At 66.4% G+C, this 16,048-nt stretch carries 17 protein-coding genes; 6 read left to right on the top strand and 11 right to left on the bottom strand.

Going from position 1 to position 16,048, the window contains the following annotated elements; genetic code table 11:
• Positions 1 to 3 precede the first annotated feature (3 nt).
• A complete protein-coding gene (locus ACFQPG_RS01115) occupies positions 4 to 534 on the top strand; it encodes a DUF4142 domain-containing protein (protein WP_380809564.1) in 531 nt (176 codons plus the stop codon).
• Here the strand turns inward: ACFQPG_RS01115 and ACFQPG_RS01110 are convergent.
• From ACFQPG_RS01110 to dmeF, 3 genes are read right to left on the bottom strand one after another with little or no spacing between them, the layout of a single operon-like run.
• On the bottom strand, positions 531 to 1,049 hold the full coding sequence (locus ACFQPG_RS01110; RefSeq protein ID WP_380809562.1) for an acyloxyacyl hydrolase: 519 nt from the start codon (positions 1,047 to 1,049) through the stop codon (positions 531 to 533). The genes ACFQPG_RS01115 and ACFQPG_RS01110 overlap by 4 nt on opposite strands.
• 38 nt (positions 1,050 to 1,087) lie before the next feature.
• Entirely contained in the window at positions 1,088 to 1,648 is a 561-nt protein-coding gene (locus ACFQPG_RS01105; RefSeq protein ID WP_380809561.1) for a DUF2585 family protein, read from the bottom strand.
• Positions 1,645 to 2,568, bottom strand: coding sequence for a CDF family Co(II)/Ni(II) efflux transporter DmeF (gene dmeF, locus ACFQPG_RS01100; protein WP_380809559.1), 924 nt, complete (start codon positions 2,566 to 2,568; stop codon positions 1,645 to 1,647). The genes ACFQPG_RS01105 and dmeF overlap by 4 nt, the downstream gene beginning before the upstream one ends.
• A 65-nt stretch (positions 2,569 to 2,633) precedes the next feature.
• On the opposite strand from dmeF, the gene ACFQPG_RS01095 reads away from it, so the two are divergent.
• On the top strand, positions 2,634 to 3,614 hold the full coding sequence (locus ACFQPG_RS01095; protein ID WP_380809557.1) for a magnesium transporter CorA family protein: 981 nt from the start codon (positions 2,634 to 2,636) through the stop codon (positions 3,612 to 3,614).
• Here ACFQPG_RS01095 and ACFQPG_RS01090 read toward each other — a convergent pair.
• The gene (locus tag ACFQPG_RS01090; RefSeq protein WP_380809556.1) at positions 3,611 to 3,814 is read right to left on the bottom strand and encodes a hypothetical protein; all 204 of its coding nucleotides are present in this window, start codon (positions 3,812 to 3,814) and stop codon (positions 3,611 to 3,613) included. The genes ACFQPG_RS01095 and ACFQPG_RS01090 overlap by 4 nt on opposite strands.
• 111 nt (positions 3,815 to 3,925) lie before the next feature.
• Between ACFQPG_RS01090 and ACFQPG_RS01085 the strand changes: the two genes are divergently transcribed.
• Together ACFQPG_RS01085 and acnA are read left to right on the top strand one after the other, a co-directional pair.
• A complete protein-coding gene (locus ACFQPG_RS01085) occupies positions 3,926 to 4,420 on the top strand; it encodes a low affinity iron permease family protein (protein ID WP_380809555.1) in 495 nt (164 codons plus the stop codon).
• Between the two features lie 88 nt (positions 4,421 to 4,508).
• A complete protein-coding gene (gene acnA / locus ACFQPG_RS01080; RefSeq protein WP_380809553.1) occupies positions 4,509 to 7,187 on the top strand; it encodes an aconitate hydratase AcnA in 2,679 nt (892 codons plus the stop codon).
• 86 nt (positions 7,188 to 7,273) lie between these two features.
• Here acnA and ACFQPG_RS01075 read toward each other — a convergent pair whose 3' ends face one another.
• The 5 genes from ACFQPG_RS01075 to uvrB form a co-directional block, all read right to left on the bottom strand.
• Positions 7,274 to 7,534, bottom strand: a complete 261-nt coding sequence (locus ACFQPG_RS01075) for a DUF2171 domain-containing protein (RefSeq protein WP_380809551.1) — start codon at positions 7,532 to 7,534, stop codon at positions 7,274 to 7,276.
• 49 nt (positions 7,535 to 7,583) lie between these two features.
• Positions 7,584 to 7,898, bottom strand: a complete 315-nt coding sequence (locus ACFQPG_RS01070) for a hypothetical protein (protein WP_380809549.1) — start codon at positions 7,896 to 7,898, stop codon at positions 7,584 to 7,586.
• Between the two features lie 80 nt (positions 7,899 to 7,978).
• Positions 7,979 to 9,487 carry a S10 family peptidase gene (locus ACFQPG_RS01065; RefSeq protein ID WP_380809548.1) on the bottom strand — a complete coding sequence of 503 codons (1,509 nt, stop codon included), beginning with the start codon at positions 9,485 to 9,487 and terminating at the stop codon, positions 7,979 to 7,981.
• Between the two features lie 73 nt (positions 9,488 to 9,560).
• The gene (locus ACFQPG_RS01060) at positions 9,561 to 10,886 is read right to left on the bottom strand and encodes a L,D-transpeptidase family protein (protein WP_380809546.1); all 1,326 of its coding nucleotides are present in this window, start codon (positions 10,884 to 10,886) and stop codon (positions 9,561 to 9,563) included.
• 106 nt (positions 10,887 to 10,992) lie between these two features.
• A complete protein-coding gene (uvrB, locus tag ACFQPG_RS01055) occupies positions 10,993 to 13,191 on the bottom strand; it encodes an excinuclease ABC subunit UvrB (protein WP_380809545.1) in 2,199 nt (732 codons plus the stop codon).
• A gap of 98 nt (positions 13,192 to 13,289) precedes the next feature.
• Between uvrB and ACFQPG_RS01050 the strand changes: the two genes are divergently transcribed.
• On the top strand, positions 13,290 to 13,781 hold the full coding sequence (locus ACFQPG_RS01050; RefSeq protein WP_380809543.1) for a DUF3617 domain-containing protein: 492 nt from the start codon (positions 13,290 to 13,292) through the stop codon (positions 13,779 to 13,781).
• 65 nt (positions 13,782 to 13,846) lie between these two features.
• Here the strand turns inward: ACFQPG_RS01050 and ACFQPG_RS01045 are convergent, their stop codons facing one another.
• Both ACFQPG_RS01045 and ACFQPG_RS01040 read right to left on the bottom strand, forming a co-directional pair.
• Positions 13,847 to 14,896, bottom strand: coding sequence for a TerC family protein (locus ACFQPG_RS01045; RefSeq protein ID WP_380809541.1), 1,050 nt, complete (start codon positions 14,894 to 14,896; stop codon positions 13,847 to 13,849).
• A gap of 108 nt (positions 14,897 to 15,004) precedes the next feature.
• Entirely contained in the window at positions 15,005 to 15,178 is a 174-nt protein-coding gene (locus ACFQPG_RS01040; RefSeq protein WP_380809539.1) for a hypothetical protein, read from the bottom strand.
• 344 nt (positions 15,179 to 15,522) lie between these two features.
• On the opposite strand from ACFQPG_RS01040, the gene ACFQPG_RS01035 reads away from it, so the two are divergent.
• Positions 15,523 to 15,996: a thermonuclease family protein gene (locus ACFQPG_RS01035; protein WP_380809538.1), complete on the top strand. Its 474-nt coding sequence runs from the start codon at positions 15,523 to 15,525 to the stop codon at positions 15,994 to 15,996.
• The last annotated feature ends 52 nt before the right edge of the window (positions 15,997 to 16,048 follow it).

The raw sequence follows: 16,048 nt of genomic DNA, 5'->3' as shown, positions 1-16,048 counted from the left end.
TGGATGCGTAACTCTGCTGTTGTTCTATCGCTTGCCGGAGCGCTGCTCCTTTCCGCCTGCGGGACGACGCCGCAGCCGCGCACTCCGCCGCCCGTGGTGGTGGTGGAGCCGCGCCCGGCGCAGGTGCTCAGTCCCGCCGCTTACGTCCAACGTGCCGCGTCGCTCGACCTGTTCGTGGTCCGGGCCAGCGAGATGGCGCTGCAGCGCTCGACCGACCCGCGCACCCGGGGGCTGGCCGAGCGCATGCTGGCCGATCATCGCGGACTGGCGGGGCAGCTGTCGCTGGCTGGGCGGCGGCTGAATCTGCTTCCGGCCGCGGCCATGTTGCCCGAGCAGCAGGGCGAGCTTGATCTGCTAAGCCGCTCCAGGCCGATTGAAACTGGCTATCAGCGCCGCGTAATGGTGGCGCATCAGGAAGCGCTACAACTCCATGGCGACTTCGCTCGCGCCGGGAGCAGTCCCACGCTGCGCCCGGTCGCGGCCAACGCCGAACGAGTGGAGCGCCGGCACCTGACCGAGTTGCCGGGGCGCTAGAGCCGCCAGTTCAGCCGGACCCCGATGTTGTCGATCCCGGGGTTCTGTCCGCTGAACAGCGTGCCCTGGCTCATGTGGACCCAGCTCGCCTCGACGCTCAGCCGGTCGCTGGCCTGGTAGCCGAGGCTCAGCTCCGGTTCGAACAGGACCCGGCTGCCGAACTCGATCTCGCCATTGTCCGGCCGCTCGAACTCGTCCTTGGAGCCGTTGTGGACGGCGAGGCCGATGCCTGGCCGAAGGTAGATATCCCGTCCCCAGCGGTAGCTGATCCCGGCGGCGGCGTAGGTGGTGTCGCCGGCGTTGTTAACCGCGCCAAAGGCGTAAGGCTGCAGGCCCGTGCGCCCGATCCCGCCGAAGCGATAGCCGAGCTGGAGGTCGACGCCCTTCTCATCGCCTCCGCTGAGGCTCAGCGGGGTATCGACCGCATGCTTGTAGACGCCGCCAAACAGTTCCCCGGCCTGGGCGGGTGTGGACAGGGCAGCAACGCTGCCGGCGATGAGGATGAGGATACGCATGCCGCTGTCCTTAACCCGTTGCACGGGCATGGGAAACCCTAGCCCGCTTGCCACGCCCGCACCGTCTCGCTGGGCGCCAGCAGCATCCACACGTTCAGCGTCAGATTGTCCCGGATCACCGACAGCGCTAGCAGTTCCAGGCCGATCGCCAGCGCCGCGCTGGCCCAGACCGGCAATCGCCGGGCGAGGCCAAACCCGGCCGCCATCATCGCAATGTCGCTGACCGAGTTCAGGATGCTGTCGCCGGTGTAGCCGAGCGCGATGGTCGCCTCGCGGTAGCGGTCGATGATCACCGGGCTGTTCTCCAGCAACTCCCACGCCGCCTCGATCAGGGTCGCGACCGCGAGGCGGCGCTGAACCGGGGCGCCGGGCATCAGCAGGTGCAAGGCGGCGTAGAACAGCAGCCCGTGGATCAGGTGGCTGAGGCTGTACCAGTCGGCCAGCATCTGGCTGGTCTTGGGGCTGCTTGCGCTGCCGACCCACAGGTCGATGTCGCCGCAGGTGCACAGCGCCGGCCGCCCCATCAGCCAGAGGATGGCGGCTGTGGCGGCGACGATCAGGACCGCCCCCCACAGCGGCCGCGCGGCCGAGCGGATCATCCGATCTCCACCGTGACATGCGCCAGCCGCGGGTCGCGGCCGATCCGGCGCCGGATTTCGGCCGGCCCCGCGACGCTGTCGACCGCGGCAATCATCGCGTATCGGCCCGGCCCGACCTGCCAGAGGTGAAAATCGGTGACCCGCGCATCGCCCGGCTGTTCGATCCGTTGCTTCAGCCGCTCGGCAAGTGCAGGGTCGGGAATGCGGTCTAGCAGCACGCCGGACGTGTCGTGCAGCAGGCCGATGCTCCAGCAGACGATGACCACCGCGCCGACCAGTCCTACCGCCGGGTCGAGCCACCGCCAGCCCGCCCACATGCCGGCCGCCAGCGCGGCAATCGCCAGCACGGAGGTCAGCGCATCGGCGATCACGTGCAAGTAGGCCGAGCGGAGATTGTGGTCGTGATGGTGATGCCCGTGGCCATGCCCCTCGCCATGCTCGTGATCATGCTCGTGGTCAGTGGACCCGCCATGGTGATGCCCGCCGTCGTGCAGCAGCCACGCGCTGGCGAGGTTCACCAGCAGTCCCAGCACCGCGACCAGCATGGCCTCGCGATAATCGACATTGCGCGGCTCGAAGAAGCGGCTGATGCTTTCGGCTCCGATCCCTATCGCAACCGCCGCCAGCGCCAGCGCCGAGGCAAAGCCGGCGAGGCTGCCGACCTTTCCGGTACCGAACGAATAGGCCGGGTTCGCGGCCCACCGCCGTGCCAGCCAGTAAGCGAATGCCGACACACCCAGCGCCAGCGTGTGGGTCGCCATGTGCCAGCCATCGGCGGTCAGCGCCATCGACCCGGTCAGCATGCCGACGCTGATCTCGGCCACCATCATCACCGCCGACAGCAGCACGACCCAGCGGGTCCGCTGCTCGTTGCGGTCGTGGGCGTGACCAAGATAATCGTGGGAGTGGGCGGCGGACATGAGAGCGGTGGCTAAGCGAGGACGAGAGTCTTGCCAAGCGGCGCGGGGCAGCGGATGACCGCGCGATGCTGCGGACCTATGGCCCTACTTGTGATGGTGAACTCGCCGATGCTTCCCATCTGAGCGCACTGCCCGAAGGCGCAACCTGGATCGACCTGGAAGAGCCGACACGGGCGGAGGAGCAGCTGGTCGAGCGGGCGCTGGGCATCGCCATCCCGACCCGCGACGACCTGGTCGAGATCGAACCGTCGAGCCGGCTCTACGAGAAGGACGGTGCGCTTTACATGACCTTGGCGACCCTCCGCGGGGTCGAGGAAGGTCAGCCGACGGTTGAGCCGATCGGCTTCGTCGTGGCCGGCAATCGCCTGGTGACGGTCCGCTACGCCACGCCCAAGCCGGTGCGCATCTTCGCCCAGCATGCTCGTCACGAAACGGCGCTGGTCAGCAATGCGCTGACCGTGCTGGAGCGCCTGCTGGACGCGATCATCGATCGGCTGGCGGACGAACTGGAAGCAGTGGCGGCGGAGATCGAGGCCATCAGCCTGTGCGTCTTCGCCAAGGATCTGGACGAGCGCCGGATCCCCGCCCGGCAGCTGACGGCGCTGCTGACCCGGATCGGCCGGTCACAGTCGCTGCTGACCCGCATTCGCGAGACGGCGGTCAGCGCCACCCGCTTTCTCAATTTCCTGCTCGGGACCGAGCGCCTCCACCAGCCGGACTGCAATGGGACCCGCGACCACCTCATCAGCCTACAGACCGACGCGGCGGCGCTGACCGAGCATAGCGCCTTCCTGGCCAACAACCTGTCCTTCCTGCTGGACGCGGCGCTGGGGCTGATCAGCGTCGAGCAGAATGCGGCGATGAAGCTGTTTTCGTGGGCGGCGCTGGTGTTCCTCCCGCCAACGCTGATCGCCGGCATCTACGGGATGAACTTCACCCACATGCCCGAACTCGACTGGCTTTACGGCTATCCCGCGGCGCTGACGCTGATCGCGATCAGCGCGGTGGTCCCGCTGTGGGTGCTGAAGAAGCGCGGCTGGATCTAGTGGCGCAGCAGCAGCGGCCGAGGGTCGGGGCGCGACGCCGCGACCGGATCCACTGCGCCGAGCCGCTCGCATCGCGGCACCTGCATGCGGCGGGCTAAGGCGACCGACGCAATGCCCGAGATAGCCACCGGACCCGACCGGCCAGCCTCCGCCCGAGCGAGCGACTGCAAGCGGCGCTGATATTCGGTGTCGAGCGTCACGGGTTGCTCCGGCGGGAGGAAAGGGGCCGGTAATCAACTGTTCATCGGCAGCTTGGTTCCACCGGGCGCGGCACGGCAACCAACGCCGGACAGCCTCGTTAGGGGAGCGTAATGGCGCAGGACAAGCATAGGCTGGTGCAAATTGGCGATCAGGTTTCAGACCTGACGTCCAAGCTGTTCGCCCACCCGGCAATGCAGATTGGCGTGATCCTCTTCTGCATCGCGTGGTTCGTGTTCGGCTTCCATGCCGACCTGCTGACCGCGGCGCTATCGATCCTCGCGATCACGCTGACCCAGATGGTCCTGAACGGCCAGTATGACCGCGAGGCCGAAGCCCACCGGCGTGATGTCGCGATGCATGCCAAGCTCGACGAACTGCTGGTCGCCATGAAGGGTGCTCGTGACGAGATGGCCGGCATCGAGGAGCTCGACGAGGAGGATATCACCCAGCTCAAGGAGCAGGTGAAGGAAGCGATCGAGGCCAAGGGCGAGCAGGCCGGCAACCCGCGCGAGCGCGCCGCGGCCAAGCAGGCGGTGGAGGAAGCCGAGGCCGAGGTCATCAAGGAGGCCAGGCAGCGCAAGAAGGTCGCCGTGGGCACGCGCTGACCGGCGCCGGAACCGGCCCTTGGCGGGCGGGGTTCATGCTTGCTAAGGGCCGCGCGCACGCCCCACCCGCCAGCATCAGGAAAGCGCCATGATCCCCACCGGCCAGGACAGCCTCAAGACCCGCTCGACCCTGGAGGTGGGCGGCCAGCGCGTCGCTTATTACAGCCTCGACAAAGCGGGCGCGGAACTTGGCGACATCAGCCGGCTGCCCTTCTCGATGAAGGTCCTGCTGGAAAATCTGCTGCGCTTCGAGGACGGGGTGACGGTCACCCGCGAAGACCTCCAGGCGATGGTCGACTGGCAGAAGGAGCGGCGGATCGCGCGGGAAATCCAGTACCGCCCGGCGCGGGTGCTGATGCAGGATTTCACCGGCGTTCCGGCGGTGGTCGACTTGGCCGCCATGCGCGACGCGATGAAGAGCCTTGGCGGCGACGCGCAGAAGATCAATCCGCTGGTCCCGGTGCACCTGGTCATCGACCATTCGGTGATGGTTGACGAATTCGGCACGCCAAAGGCGTTCGAGGACAACGTCGCGCTGGAATATGCGCGCAATGCCGAACGCTACGAGTTCCTCAAGTGGGGCAGCCAGGCGTTCGACAATTTCAAGGTCGTGCCGCCGGGCACCGGCATCTGCCACCAAGTCAACCTTGAGAACCTCGCCCAGACGGTCTGGACCAGCGAGGACCAGACCGGCGAGACGATCGCTTACCCGGACACCCTCGTCGGCACCGACAGCCACACCACCATGGTCAATGGCCTTGGCGTACTCGGCTGGGGTGTCGGCGGGATCGAGGCCGAGGCGGCGATGCTCGGCCAGCCGGTCTCCATGCTCATCCCCGAAGTGGTCGGCTTCCGCCTCGACGGGCAGCTCAAGGAAGGCATCACCGCGACCGACCTGGTGCTGACCGTCACCCAGATGCTCCGCGCCAAGGGCGTGGTCGGCCGCTTTGTCGAATTCTACGGCCCGGGCCTCGATGCGATGACGCTGGCGGACCGCGCGACCATTGCTAACATGGCGCCGGAATATGGCGCGACGTGCGGCTTCTTCCCGATCGACGAGCGCACGCTCGACTATCTCCGCCTCACCGGCCGCGAGGAGGATCGGATCGCGCTCGTCAAGGCCTATGCCCAGGCGCAGGGCATGTGGCGCGACGCCTCGGCCCCTGAGCCTTTGTTCACTGACACGCTGCAGCTCGACATGAGCAGCGTTCAGCCGAGCCTTGCCGGCCCCAAGCGGCCGCAGGATCGGGTGCTGCTCAAGGACGTCGACGACGAGTTCAACGACGAGCTGGAATGCACCTATCGCAAGTCGAACGACCCGCGGGTGCCGGTCGAGGGCGAGGATTTCGACCTCGGCAACGGCGACGTGGTAATCGCCGCCATCACCAGCTGCACCAACACGTCCAACCCCTCGGTGCTGGTCGCCGCCGGCCTGGTCGCCCGCAAGGCGCGCGCGCTCGGCCTCGACAGCAAGCCGTGGGTCAAGACGTCGCTGGCGCCCGGGAGCCAGGTGGTCACCGACTATCTCGACCGCGCCGGCCTCAGCGAAGACCTCAACGCCATCGGCTTCGACCTGGTTGGCTATGGCTGCACTACCTGCATCGGCAATAGTGGCCCGCTGGCCGAGCCGATCAGCAAGGCGATCAACGACAAGGATCTCGTCGCGGTCAGCGTGCTGTCGGGTAACCGGAACTTCGAAGGCCGCGTCTCGCCCGACTGCCGCGCCAACTACCTCGCCTCGCCGCCGCTGGTGGTCGCATATGCGCTGAAGGGCACTGTCCGTTCGGACATGACGGTCGAGCCGATCGGCACCGCCCGCAACGGCCAGCCTGTGTACCTCAAGGACATCTGGCCGACCAACGAGGAGGTCCGCGCGCTGATCGACGCCCACGTCCATTCCGACCTGTTCCGCGCCCGCTACGCCGACGTGTTCCGCGGCGACGAGCGCTGGCGCTCGATCGATGTCACCCGCAGCGACACTTATGCCTGGCCCTCCGGCTCCACCTACATCGCCAACCCGCCCTATTTCGAGGGCATGACCATGACCCCGCGGGCAATCGAGGACATCGACGGTGCCCGCGCGCTGGCGGTATTCGGGGACAGCATCACCACCGACCACATCTCCCCGGCCGGCGCGATCAAGCCCGACAGCCCGGCCGGCAAGTGGTTGACCGAGCAGGGCGTGCCCCGCGCCGAATTCAACAGCTACGGCGCCCGCCGCGGCAACCACGAAGTCATGATGCGCGGCACCTTCGCCAACATTCGCATCCGCAACAAGATGCTGGACGGGGTCGAGGGCGGCATGACCCGCCATGCGCCCACCGGCGAAACGCTGCCGATCTATGACGCGGCCATGCGCTACAAGGCGGAGGGCACCCCGCTGGTAGTGCTGGCCGGCAAGGAATATGGCACCGGCTCGTCGCGCGACTGGGCGGCCAAGGGCACGGTCCTGCTCGGCGTCCGGGCGGTGATCGCAGATAGCTTCGAGCGCATCCACCGCTCCAACCTGGTCGGCATGGGCGTTCTCCCCCTCCAGTTTCACGACGGCGAAAGCGCCCAGTCACTCGGTCTCGACGGCACCGAGACGTTCAGCATCTCGGGCGTTGGCGAGATCAAGCCGCGTCAGGATGTCGAGGTGACGGTCACCGCGGCCGATGGCACCAGCCGCACGATCACCGCGCGCTGCAGGATCGATACCTACAACGAGCTGGAATATTTCCACGCCGGCGGAATCCTGCCCTACGTCCTGCGTAAGCTGGCGGCTTAGGAGACAGCCTCGGCGGACCATTCCGCTCGTCCAGAGCGTAGTCGAGGGGCGTGTCTCCACTACGCTCGGCACGAACGTGGCAGGCGTCACCCGATCGGGTCGCCGCCTTCTTCCTGTTCGAACAGGCTCGCGGCGACGTCGGCGTTGGGTGACAGCCGCACCTGGTCGCCTTCCACACCGGCGATCAGCCCGCCGGGGATATAATGGTGATGATCCTCATGGGCGACGCCACTGTCCTTGCGCGTCAGCTTGATGCGGCCGCCCTCGACCCGGTCGACGGTGCCCAGGTGAACACCGTCGGCACCGATCACTTCCATATGCTCGCGAACTTCGTCGATGCTGCTCATGAACCGTCTCCCGTGGAATGTCCTGCCAACGCTCGGCAGGGCGGGGGGTTCAGTCGTTGAGCCAACCCGGGCGGGCGGTGCCGACTTCGGCCGGAGCGTCCCGCCCTGCTGGACGCGGCTTGCCGGGAACCGCCGCGATGATGATCAGCACGGCCAGCACCAGCATCGCCGACATCAGCAGCAGAAAGGGCAGCAGGCCGAGCGCGAACCGTGGCTTCTCCGGCTCGGTCCGCGGTTCCAGCCTGCGGCGGCGGCGGGCAGTGGAGCGGCGCCACAGCCGCTGAAGGTCAAGATAGTCCTCGACGCGCGTCCAGCTCCGCTCGTCCCGCGGAGGCGGGGGCGCGACGTCGTCCTTCTTGCTCATCGGCTTGGAACGTGGGGACCCCTGTCAAAGATGCAACGCCGCGACTCGGCGGGCTCCAAAAGGATGCGACAGCCCGCTCCCTAACGCGCCCGGATGAAGGCGCGAACGTCGGCCGACAGCTTCCGCCGGTCGTCATCGCGGACGTACATCATGTGCCCGGCGTTGTAGTAGCTCCAGCTGATCCGGTCCTGCGGAATGCCGGTCCGCGAAAGCGCATATTCCGCGGCGAAGAAGGGTGTGGCGAAGTCATAATAGCCTTGGCCGACGAACACCCTGAGGCCGCTGTTCTCCCGCAAGGCCTTGCCGATATATGGCGTGACGTTGAGGTAGGCATTCTCGTCCCGCCCGCCGATCCGCCAGTCCCAGTCCTTGCCGATCCCGGAAATCGACTGATACTCGCGGTCGGACTTGAACCCCAGGGCCCCACGCGACCATTGATTGATCGCCGCGGTATAGCCTGCGTCGATGCCGTAGAAGCTCGGATCGTTGTCGGGCCTCTCCCCGGCGCTGTCGTAATCCCGCCCGGTGTAGCGGCTGTCGAGCCGCCCGACCGTCAGCCCACGGTCGCGCAGCAGCTCCTTGTAGAAGCGGTCCGGCGTGACCCGAAGGTCGGCGCGCTCGACATAGGCTTCGCTGAGGCCAGTGAACCGCGCCAGTTGGGACCGGATGGCGGCGCGTTCCTCGGCGGGCAGATTCTGACCCTTGAGCAAGGCGGCGGCGTAGGGGCCCAGCGCGAACTGCCGCGCTTCGGCGACAAACTGCTCGGTGGAGGTCGAGCTGGCCTTGCCGTGGAACAGCGCGGTCGCGGCCATCGACGGCAGATTGGTGATGAAGCTCAGCTCGTTGCCCTGCGCGTCCGATCCGGCGGCGAAGTCGAGCACGGTTGAGATGAGAATGATGCCGTTCAGTCCGACATCGTTGAAGGTCGAGGCTTCCAACTCATTGACGACCGCCGCCGAGCGGGTCGTGCCGTAGCTTTCCCCGCCGAGATATTTGGGGCTGGCCCAGCGGCCATTGTCACCCAGCCAGCGGCGGATCACCTCCGCGACCGCCTTGGCGTCCGCGGTGACCCCGTAGAACTCCTTTGGCTCGGTCTTGCCGATCAGGTGGGAGAAACCGGTCCCCGGCGGATCGATGAACACCAGGTCGGTGACATCGAGCAGGCTGTCCGGATTGTCGAGCAGTGGGTAGGGTGGGGCGCCGTCGTCGCGGCCGTCAGACGGGATGGCGACGCGCTTGGGCCCGAAGGCGCCCATCTGCAGCCACACCGAGCCGGAGCCCGGCCCGCCGTTGAACAGGAAGAACACCGGCCGCGATGGGTCACGCGGTTCCTTGACGTAGGCCGTGGTGACGATCGCCGCCTTGGGCGTGCCGTCCTCGCCCTTGATGATCGTCTCACCGATAGTCGCCGAATAGCGCACCCGCTGCCCGCCGAAACTGCCCTGGTGCCGGGTGGTTACGATTTGCGGCGTGACTTCCGACGGAGCGGGGACTTCCTTCTTATCGCCGCCCGCCTTGTCCTGCGCCTGCGCCGGAAGCGCCCCCGCCAGAACCGCAGCCGCCGCTATCGAACTCCACCAACTCGTCATGCAACCTCCCGCAAACTCGCGCCGATCATGACGGCGAGCGCGCAGGAGGCAAGGCGGAAAGCGCGGGGTTCGACTAAGCGGCGGAGTTCATCGCCGGACGCTCGGCGTCGTTGCCCGAGGCGATCTGCGCCGAACCGAACATTTGCGGCATGGCAAGCGCGTCGAAGCCATAGGGATCGCCGCGGAACACCACGCCATTGTTGCTCGGCGCCACCGTCAGGTAAGTCATGTAGATCGGCACCGGCCGGGGCAGCTCGATCCTTTGCTCGGCCGCGGAGCTTGCCGGCAATCCTCGCGGGAACACCCAGGAGGCGAAGCGGCGGTAATCCTCTAGGCGGACACAGCCGTTGCTGATCCAGCGGTCGGAAAGGGCGAATTTCTCCTTCAGCGGCGTGTCATGAAGGTAGATGCCAAAATCATTGGGCATCTCGAACTTCATCTCGCCCATGCTGTTCCACGGTCCCGGCTTCTGCCGGACCCGCATCGTCGGCACTTTCTTGCTCGAGGCAACGGCTTTCCAGTTGATCGTCTTGGGATCGACCACCGGAGCATTGGGGCCCCAGTCCCTCAGAACTTCATAGTGGAAATTATTGAAGTAGGAGAGGCCCTGCTCCTTGACCTTCTTGGCAGTCAGCGAGCGGACCAGCTCCGGCGGCACGTTCCAATAAGGGTTGGCCAGCGCATCGCGCATCAGCACCGCCATCATCGGAGTCTTGGTTTCCGGCGCGCCGACGATCACCCGCATGCCATCGGCCACCCGGTCGCGGTTAAACAGGTAGGTCTGGGCCGACCCGCTATCCACCACGACATAGCGGTCGAAGGTGCCGGTGGTCGGCAGGCGCCACGCCCGCTCCATGTTGATGGCGATGCGCCGCGCATAGTGGCTGGAGCCGAGGTTCAGCGATGAGATGGTCCCCCGGCCGGCCACGCCGTCCGGCTTTCCGAGGCCGTGAACCTGCTGATAGCTGGAAACAAGCTGCGCGACCTGCTGATCGTAGCCGCCCGCCGCAGAGAGACCGAGCCGCTGTCGCAAGGCCGCGACGCGTTTGCCGGTGGAGCCGGGCTTCAGGGCTGGTCCGGCCGGGATCTTGGTTTGGGGTAGCCGCCCCCACGTCGCCTGATACTGCTGCAACCCGCGAGCGAGGTCGAGAAACATCGGGTTGGGCTGATTGCGCCGCGACGCGGCCGGGTTGAAGATGCGGGAAAGCCAGTTCTGCGGCCGCTGCTTCTTGCGCGCGACCGTGCTCATCTGCGGATCGACATAAACGAAGTCGATCCCCTGCTTGATCGTCCGCGGCACGGCGACCGGCTCGTCGCCACGCGGCTGCACCTGCGCCGCACCAGGGGTCGCGACCAAAAGGGTGGCAGCGCCGAACACCAAGCTAAGTCGTTTGAGCATAGACATCGCGCCGCCAACGGGTAGCGCGCTCCTGTTGTTCCTGGATGAGCCGAACGCCCTGCTATCGCGCGGATTTCGCGGACCTGAACGCGTCAGGCCGCCTGGCTCACCGCCGCGCGCGCTTGCCCATCCGCACCTGCTGCTGCTTGCCGAAGCGGGTCTTGCGCGTGCCAGGCTTGCCCTCGGTCGAATGCCCCACCCGCGGCGCGGCGCGGTCGTGGTCGGGGATGCCGAGCTCATCCTCTTCAAGCTTGCGGATTTCGTCGCGGAGGCGGGCGGCCTCCTCGAACTCGAGGTCGGCCGCGGCCTTGCGCATCCGCTCCTCCAGGTCGCTGATGTAGGCGCGCAGGTTGTGGCCAACGAGGTGCGGTCGTTCGTCGTCACCGGTGTCGATCACCACCCCGTCGCGGGTCGAGACATGGGCGATGATGTCGCTGATATTGCGCTTGATGGTCTGGGGGGTGATGCCGTGCAGGCGGTTATACTCCTCCTGCTTCTCCCGCCGGCGGCTGGTCTCGTTGAGCGCGCGCTCCATCGATCCGGTCACCCGGTCGGCGTAGAGGATGACCTTGCCCTCGACGTTGCGGGCGGCGCGGCCGATGGTCTGGATCAGTGAGGTTTCCGAGCGGAGGAAGCCTTCCTTGTCCGCATCGAGGATGGCGACCAGCCCGCATTCGGGGATGTCGAGGCCCTCGCGCAGCAGGTTGATTCCGACCAGCACGTCGTAGACGCCGAGGCGCAGGTCGCGGATCAGCTCGATGCGCTCCAGCGTTTCCACGTCGGAGTGCATGTAGCGGACCTTGAGCCCGGCTTCGTGCAGATATTCGGTGAGATCCTCGGCCATCCGCTTGGTCAGCGTCGTCACCAGCGTGCGATAGCCCGCCTGCGCCGTCTTCTTCGCCTCGTGCACCAGATCGTCGACCTGGTCCTCGACCGGCTTGATCTCGACCGGCGGGTCGATCAGCCCGGTCGGACGGATCACCTGCTCGCTGAACACGCCGCCGGTCTCGTTCATCTCCCACGGGCCGGGCGTCGCCGAGACGAACACCGACTGCGGCCGCATCGCCTCCCACTCGTTGAAGCGCAGCGGACGGTTGTCGATGCAACTCGGCAGGCGGAAGCCATATTCGGCCAGCGTGATCTTCCGCCGGTGGTCGCCGCGCGCCATGGCGCCGATTTGCGGCACCGTCTGGTGGCTTTCGTCGACGAATAGCAGCGCGTTGTCGGGCAGATACTCGAACAGGGTCGGCGGCGGCTCGCCGGGCAGCCGCCCGGTCAGGAAGCGCGAGTAATTTTCGATTCCTGCACACGATCCGGTGGCGGCAATCATCTCCAGGTCGAAGTTGGTCCGCTGCTCGATCCGCTGGGCTTCCAGCAGCTTGCCCTCGGCAACCAGCTCCTTCAGCCGCTCGGCAAGCTCGTGCCGGATCGCTTCCATCGCCTGCTTCAGGGTCGGCCCGGGCGTGACGTAGTGCGAATTGGCATAGACTTTGACGCTGTCGAGGCTGGCGATCTTCTTGCCGGTGAGGGGGTCGAATTCGACGATGTCCTCGATCTCGTCGCCGAAGAAGGACACGCGCCAGGCGGTATCCTCATAATGCGAGGGGAAGATCTCCAGATTGTCCCCCTTCACCCGGAAGTTACCGCGGGCGAACGCCTGGTCGTTCCGCTTGTACTGGAGCGCAACCAGCTTGCGGATGATCTCGCGCTGGTCCTCGTTTGCGCCCTTCTTCATCGAGAAGACCATCGCGGAGTAGGTCTCGACCGAGCCGATGCCGTACAGGCAGGAGACGGAGGCGACGATGATCACGTCGTCCCGCTCCAGCAGCGAGCGGGTCGCCGAGTGGCGCATCCGGTCGATCGCCTCGTTCACCGAGCTTTCCTTCTCGATGTATGTATCCGTGCGGGGGACGTAGGCTTCCGGCTGATAGTAATCGTAGTAGCTGACGAAATATTCGACTGCATTGTCGGGGAAGAAGCTCTTGAACTCGCCGTAAAGCTGGGCCGCGAGAATCTTGTTCGGTGCCAGCACCAGCGCCGGCCGCTGCAGCGTTTCGATCACCTTGGCCATGGTGAAGGTCTTGCCCGACCCGGTGACTCCCAGCAGCACCTGGCTCTTCTCGCCGTCCAGCGCCTGCTCGGTCAGCTCCTTGATCGCGGCCGGCTGGTCCCCGGCGGGCTCATAGTCCGACTTGAGCACGAAGGCGCGCCCGCCCTCGGCCTTTTCGGGGCGAACAGGACGATGGGGAACGAACGCCTCGCCGGTGTCCGGTTCGGCGAGGGACGTGCGGATCTGAATTGCCATTGCGCCCTATATGGTTGCCCGGACCACAGCCGGCAACGCGATTGCCAAAGCGGGCGCAGCCGGTAAGCTCCAGCGAAAGTCAGACGGGGGAGATGAACATGCGTGCAGTGGTGACGGTTGCAGCCTTGATGAGCCTGGCGGCCTGCTCGAGCGAAGCTCCGCCGCCCCCACCCGCCGCCTCTCCGGCAAAGCTTGCCGCGGGACAGTGGGAGGTCACGGCCAAGGTCGCGGAGCTGACCTCCACCGACAAGACGGTGCCGGCGGTGCAGGCCAAGGTTGGCGACACCGCCACGGCGAGCGCCTGCGTCGAAGCCGACGGTGTGCTGCCGGCCGAACTGTTCGCGGTCGCCGGCCAGCAGTGCGCGGCGAGGAACCCGTACGTGCGGAACGGGCGCATGAACCTGCAGCTCGATTGCACCGCCGGGCAGGGCAAGGTGGTGGGCGAGATCAACGGCAAGTTCACCGCCGACAGCCTGACCGCCAGCGTGACCAGCACCAGCTTCTTCACAGGAAGCGGCGACTATCGCCTGAAGCGCGAATTGACCGGCCGCCGGATCGGCGAATGCTCCCCTAAGGTGGCGGAGCGGTGATCGGCTACATCACGCTCGTCCAGCGCAGCCACCGGATTGCTTCACTACCCTCGCGCTGACGAAGCTCACACTGCCTTGCCGCCGCTCAGTTCGTCGAGGTCGCGCCTGACGTCCTCGGCGCCTTCCTCGACCGGCCAGCCGGGCTCCGGCTCGCCCTTGGTCTTCCACAGCGAGTAGCCGATCCCCGTCGCAATCAGCGCCGCCGTAACCCCAAGGCTCAGCACCGGCGGGAACTTGTCGCCGCCCATCAGGAAGTCGGACACGAAGATCTTCGCGCCGATGAACACCAGCACCAGCGCCAGCGCATACTTCAGATAGTGGAAGCGGTGCACCATGGCCGCCAGCGCGAAATAAAGCGCGCGCAGGCCCAGGATCGCCATGATGTTCGATGTGTAGACGATGAACGTGTCGGTGGTGATGGCGAAGATCGCCGGCACGCTGTCCACCGCGAACACCAGGTCGGCGAGGTTGATCACCACCAGCGCGAGGAACAGCGGCGTCGCCGCGCGCACCAACTTGCCGGTCTTCTCGTCGGGCACCTTCACGAAGAAGTGCTGGGCGTGCAGGTCCTTGGTGACCCGCATGTGGCTGCTGATCCAGCGGACCACCGGATTGCCTTCGATGTCCATCGGCTTGTCGCCGGCGAACAGCATCTTGATGCCGGTGAAGACCAGGAATGCCGCGAAGATGTACAGCACCCAATACCATTGCTGCACCACGGCCGCGCCGAAGCCGATCATGATGCCGCGCAGCACGATCACCGCGATGATGCCCCACAAGAGCGCGCGATACTGGTACATCCGGGGAATTGCGAAATAGGTGAAGATCAGGCTGATCACGAAGACGTTGTCGATCGACAGCGCTTTTTCGATGAAGAAGCCCGTGTAATATTTCATGCCGAGGTCGGCACCCTTGGCGATCCACACCCAGACGCCGAACGCCAATGCAATGCTGATGTAGAAGGCGCTGAGCTTCAGGCTTTCGCTGATCCCCATCTCCCGGTCCTCCTTGTGGAGGACGCCGAGGTCGAACGCGGTCAGCGCGACCACCAGCCCGATGAAGGACAGCCAGAACCAGACGGGCGTTCCGAGCCAGTCGGTGAAGAGGAATTCCATGATTTGGAGCCCTTATGAACCGAAAACACAAGGTCCGCTGTCCCGAGCAAAACAGTCGAGCGTCCCTCGACTAGGCTCGGGACGAACGGACTTCTGGTCCGACTGGAGTCAGGCCCAGGCCGTCCGCCGCGCGAACCGTCCGATCAGCTGCTTCACCCGCAACCGCAATTCCTGCAGCCGGGTCAGCCGCAGCGGGTCGGGCAGCGAGCGCCCGCGTTCGTCGCGCAGCGCACGGTCGATCCGCTGGTGGGCTTCGGTCAGGCGATAGAGTCGCGGGTGCATGGTCTCGGTCTCCTCTTGATCGATGAAGCGATCGGAGAGCCGACGGTTGGGTGGCGGTGGGGCAGTCGCGCCGGGCCAAACACATCGGAAGTCTCCGATGCGGTCCGACATCACTCGCCTTCGCTGCTTGCAGCTTCGGCGAGCCAGAGGGGCCCGGTCCGCTCCCGCTTAATAAGAGCGGCCTCGTCCGTGTTCAAGGGATGGGCGCCACCGCTGGTCGGGGCCGACGCCCTTCGCTAAGCTCCGTGGCAATGGGGAGGGCTGTTCCATTTCGGCGACGTCGTTACCGGCCGCGGCGTAGCGGGTGGAGTCAGGCGCGGCGGCGCGGCGGCATTGGCCGGCTGTTGTCCGGGCTGCGGCCGTTCGCGCTGCTTGCGATCCTGCTGACGCTGTGGCCGGCGTTCGATCCGGCGCTGGTGGAGCCGCTCGGGCCGCTGGCGAGCGACCCGGAACGCGTCTCCGCCACCTTCACCCGCTGCGGTCGCGGCCGCGGCGACGCCTGCGTAATCGACGGTGACACCTTTAAACTCGGCGCCCGCAAGGTTCGGATCATCGGCATCGACGCGCCGGAGGTGAAGGGCCAGTGCGCCAGCGAAATCGCGCTGGCCGAACGGTCCACGCGCAAGCTTCAGGCGCTGCTCAACCAGGGTGCCTTCACGATGACGGGCCGGGTCGGCGACATGCAGGACCGCTATGGCCGCGACCTGCGCACGCTGACCCGCGATCGGCCCGGCGGGACCATTCAATCGATCGCCGAGGACATGCGCGCCAGCGGCCTTGCCCGCCGCTACGTCGGCTTCAAAGTCGGCTGGTGTTGAGGATCGTTCTGCCGCTTCTGGCCGCCGTCGCCACAGCAAGCTGCATGGGTCT

It is taken from the genome of Sphingomonas sp. GCM10030256 (assembly GCF_042666415.1).
GTDB lineage: Bacteria > Pseudomonadota > Alphaproteobacteria > Sphingomonadales > Sphingomonadaceae > Sphingomicrobium.
The sequence above is the reverse complement of the archived record's forward strand: the minus strand, read 5'-3'. Positions and strand labels throughout refer to the sequence as shown.

Coding starts and splice junctions, on each gene's coding strand:
- ACFQPG_RS01075 (WP_380809551.1), bottom strand. CDS start 7,534: ATGAGCAGCATCGACGAAGTTCGCGAGCATATGGAAGTGATCGGTGCC.
- ACFQPG_RS01070 (WP_380809549.1), bottom strand. CDS start 7,898: ATGAGCAAGAAGGACGACGTCGCGCCCCCGCCTCCGCGGGACGAGCGG.
- ACFQPG_RS01065 (WP_380809548.1), bottom strand. CDS start 9,487: ATGACGAGTTGGTGGAGTTCGATAGCGGCGGCTGCGGTTCTGGCGGGG.
- ACFQPG_RS01105 (WP_380809561.1), bottom strand. CDS start 1,648: ATGATCCGCTCGGCCGCGCGGCCGCTGTGGGGGGCGGTCCTGATCGTC.
- ACFQPG_RS01060 (WP_380809546.1), bottom strand. CDS start 10,886: ATGCTCAAACGACTTAGCTTGGTGTTCGGCGCTGCCACCCTTTTGGTC.
- ACFQPG_RS01115 (WP_380809564.1), top strand. CDS start 4: ATGCGTAACTCTGCTGTTGTTCTATCGCTTGCCGGAGCGCTGCTCCTT.
- ACFQPG_RS01045 (WP_380809541.1), bottom strand. CDS start 14,896: ATGGAATTCCTCTTCACCGACTGGCTCGGAACGCCCGTCTGGTTCTGG.
- ACFQPG_RS01085 (WP_380809555.1), top strand. CDS start 3,926: ATGGCGCAGGACAAGCATAGGCTGGTGCAAATTGGCGATCAGGTTTCA.
- uvrB (WP_380809545.1), bottom strand. CDS start 13,191: ATGGCAATTCAGATCCGCACGTCCCTCGCCGAACCGGACACCGGCGAG.
- dmeF (WP_380809559.1), bottom strand. CDS start 2,568: ATGTCCGCCGCCCACTCCCACGATTATCTTGGTCACGCCCACGACCGC.
- ACFQPG_RS01040 (WP_380809539.1), bottom strand. CDS start 15,178: ATGCACCCGCGACTCTATCGCCTGACCGAAGCCCACCAGCGGATCGAC.
- ACFQPG_RS01050 (WP_380809543.1), top strand. CDS start 13,290: ATGCGTGCAGTGGTGACGGTTGCAGCCTTGATGAGCCTGGCGGCCTGC.
- ACFQPG_RS01110 (WP_380809562.1), bottom strand. CDS start 1,049: ATGCGTATCCTCATCCTCATCGCCGGCAGCGTTGCTGCCCTGTCCACA.
- acnA (WP_380809553.1), top strand. CDS start 4,509: ATGATCCCCACCGGCCAGGACAGCCTCAAGACCCGCTCGACCCTGGAG.
- ACFQPG_RS01095 (WP_380809557.1), top strand. CDS start 2,634: ATGCTGCGGACCTATGGCCCTACTTGTGATGGTGAACTCGCCGATGCT.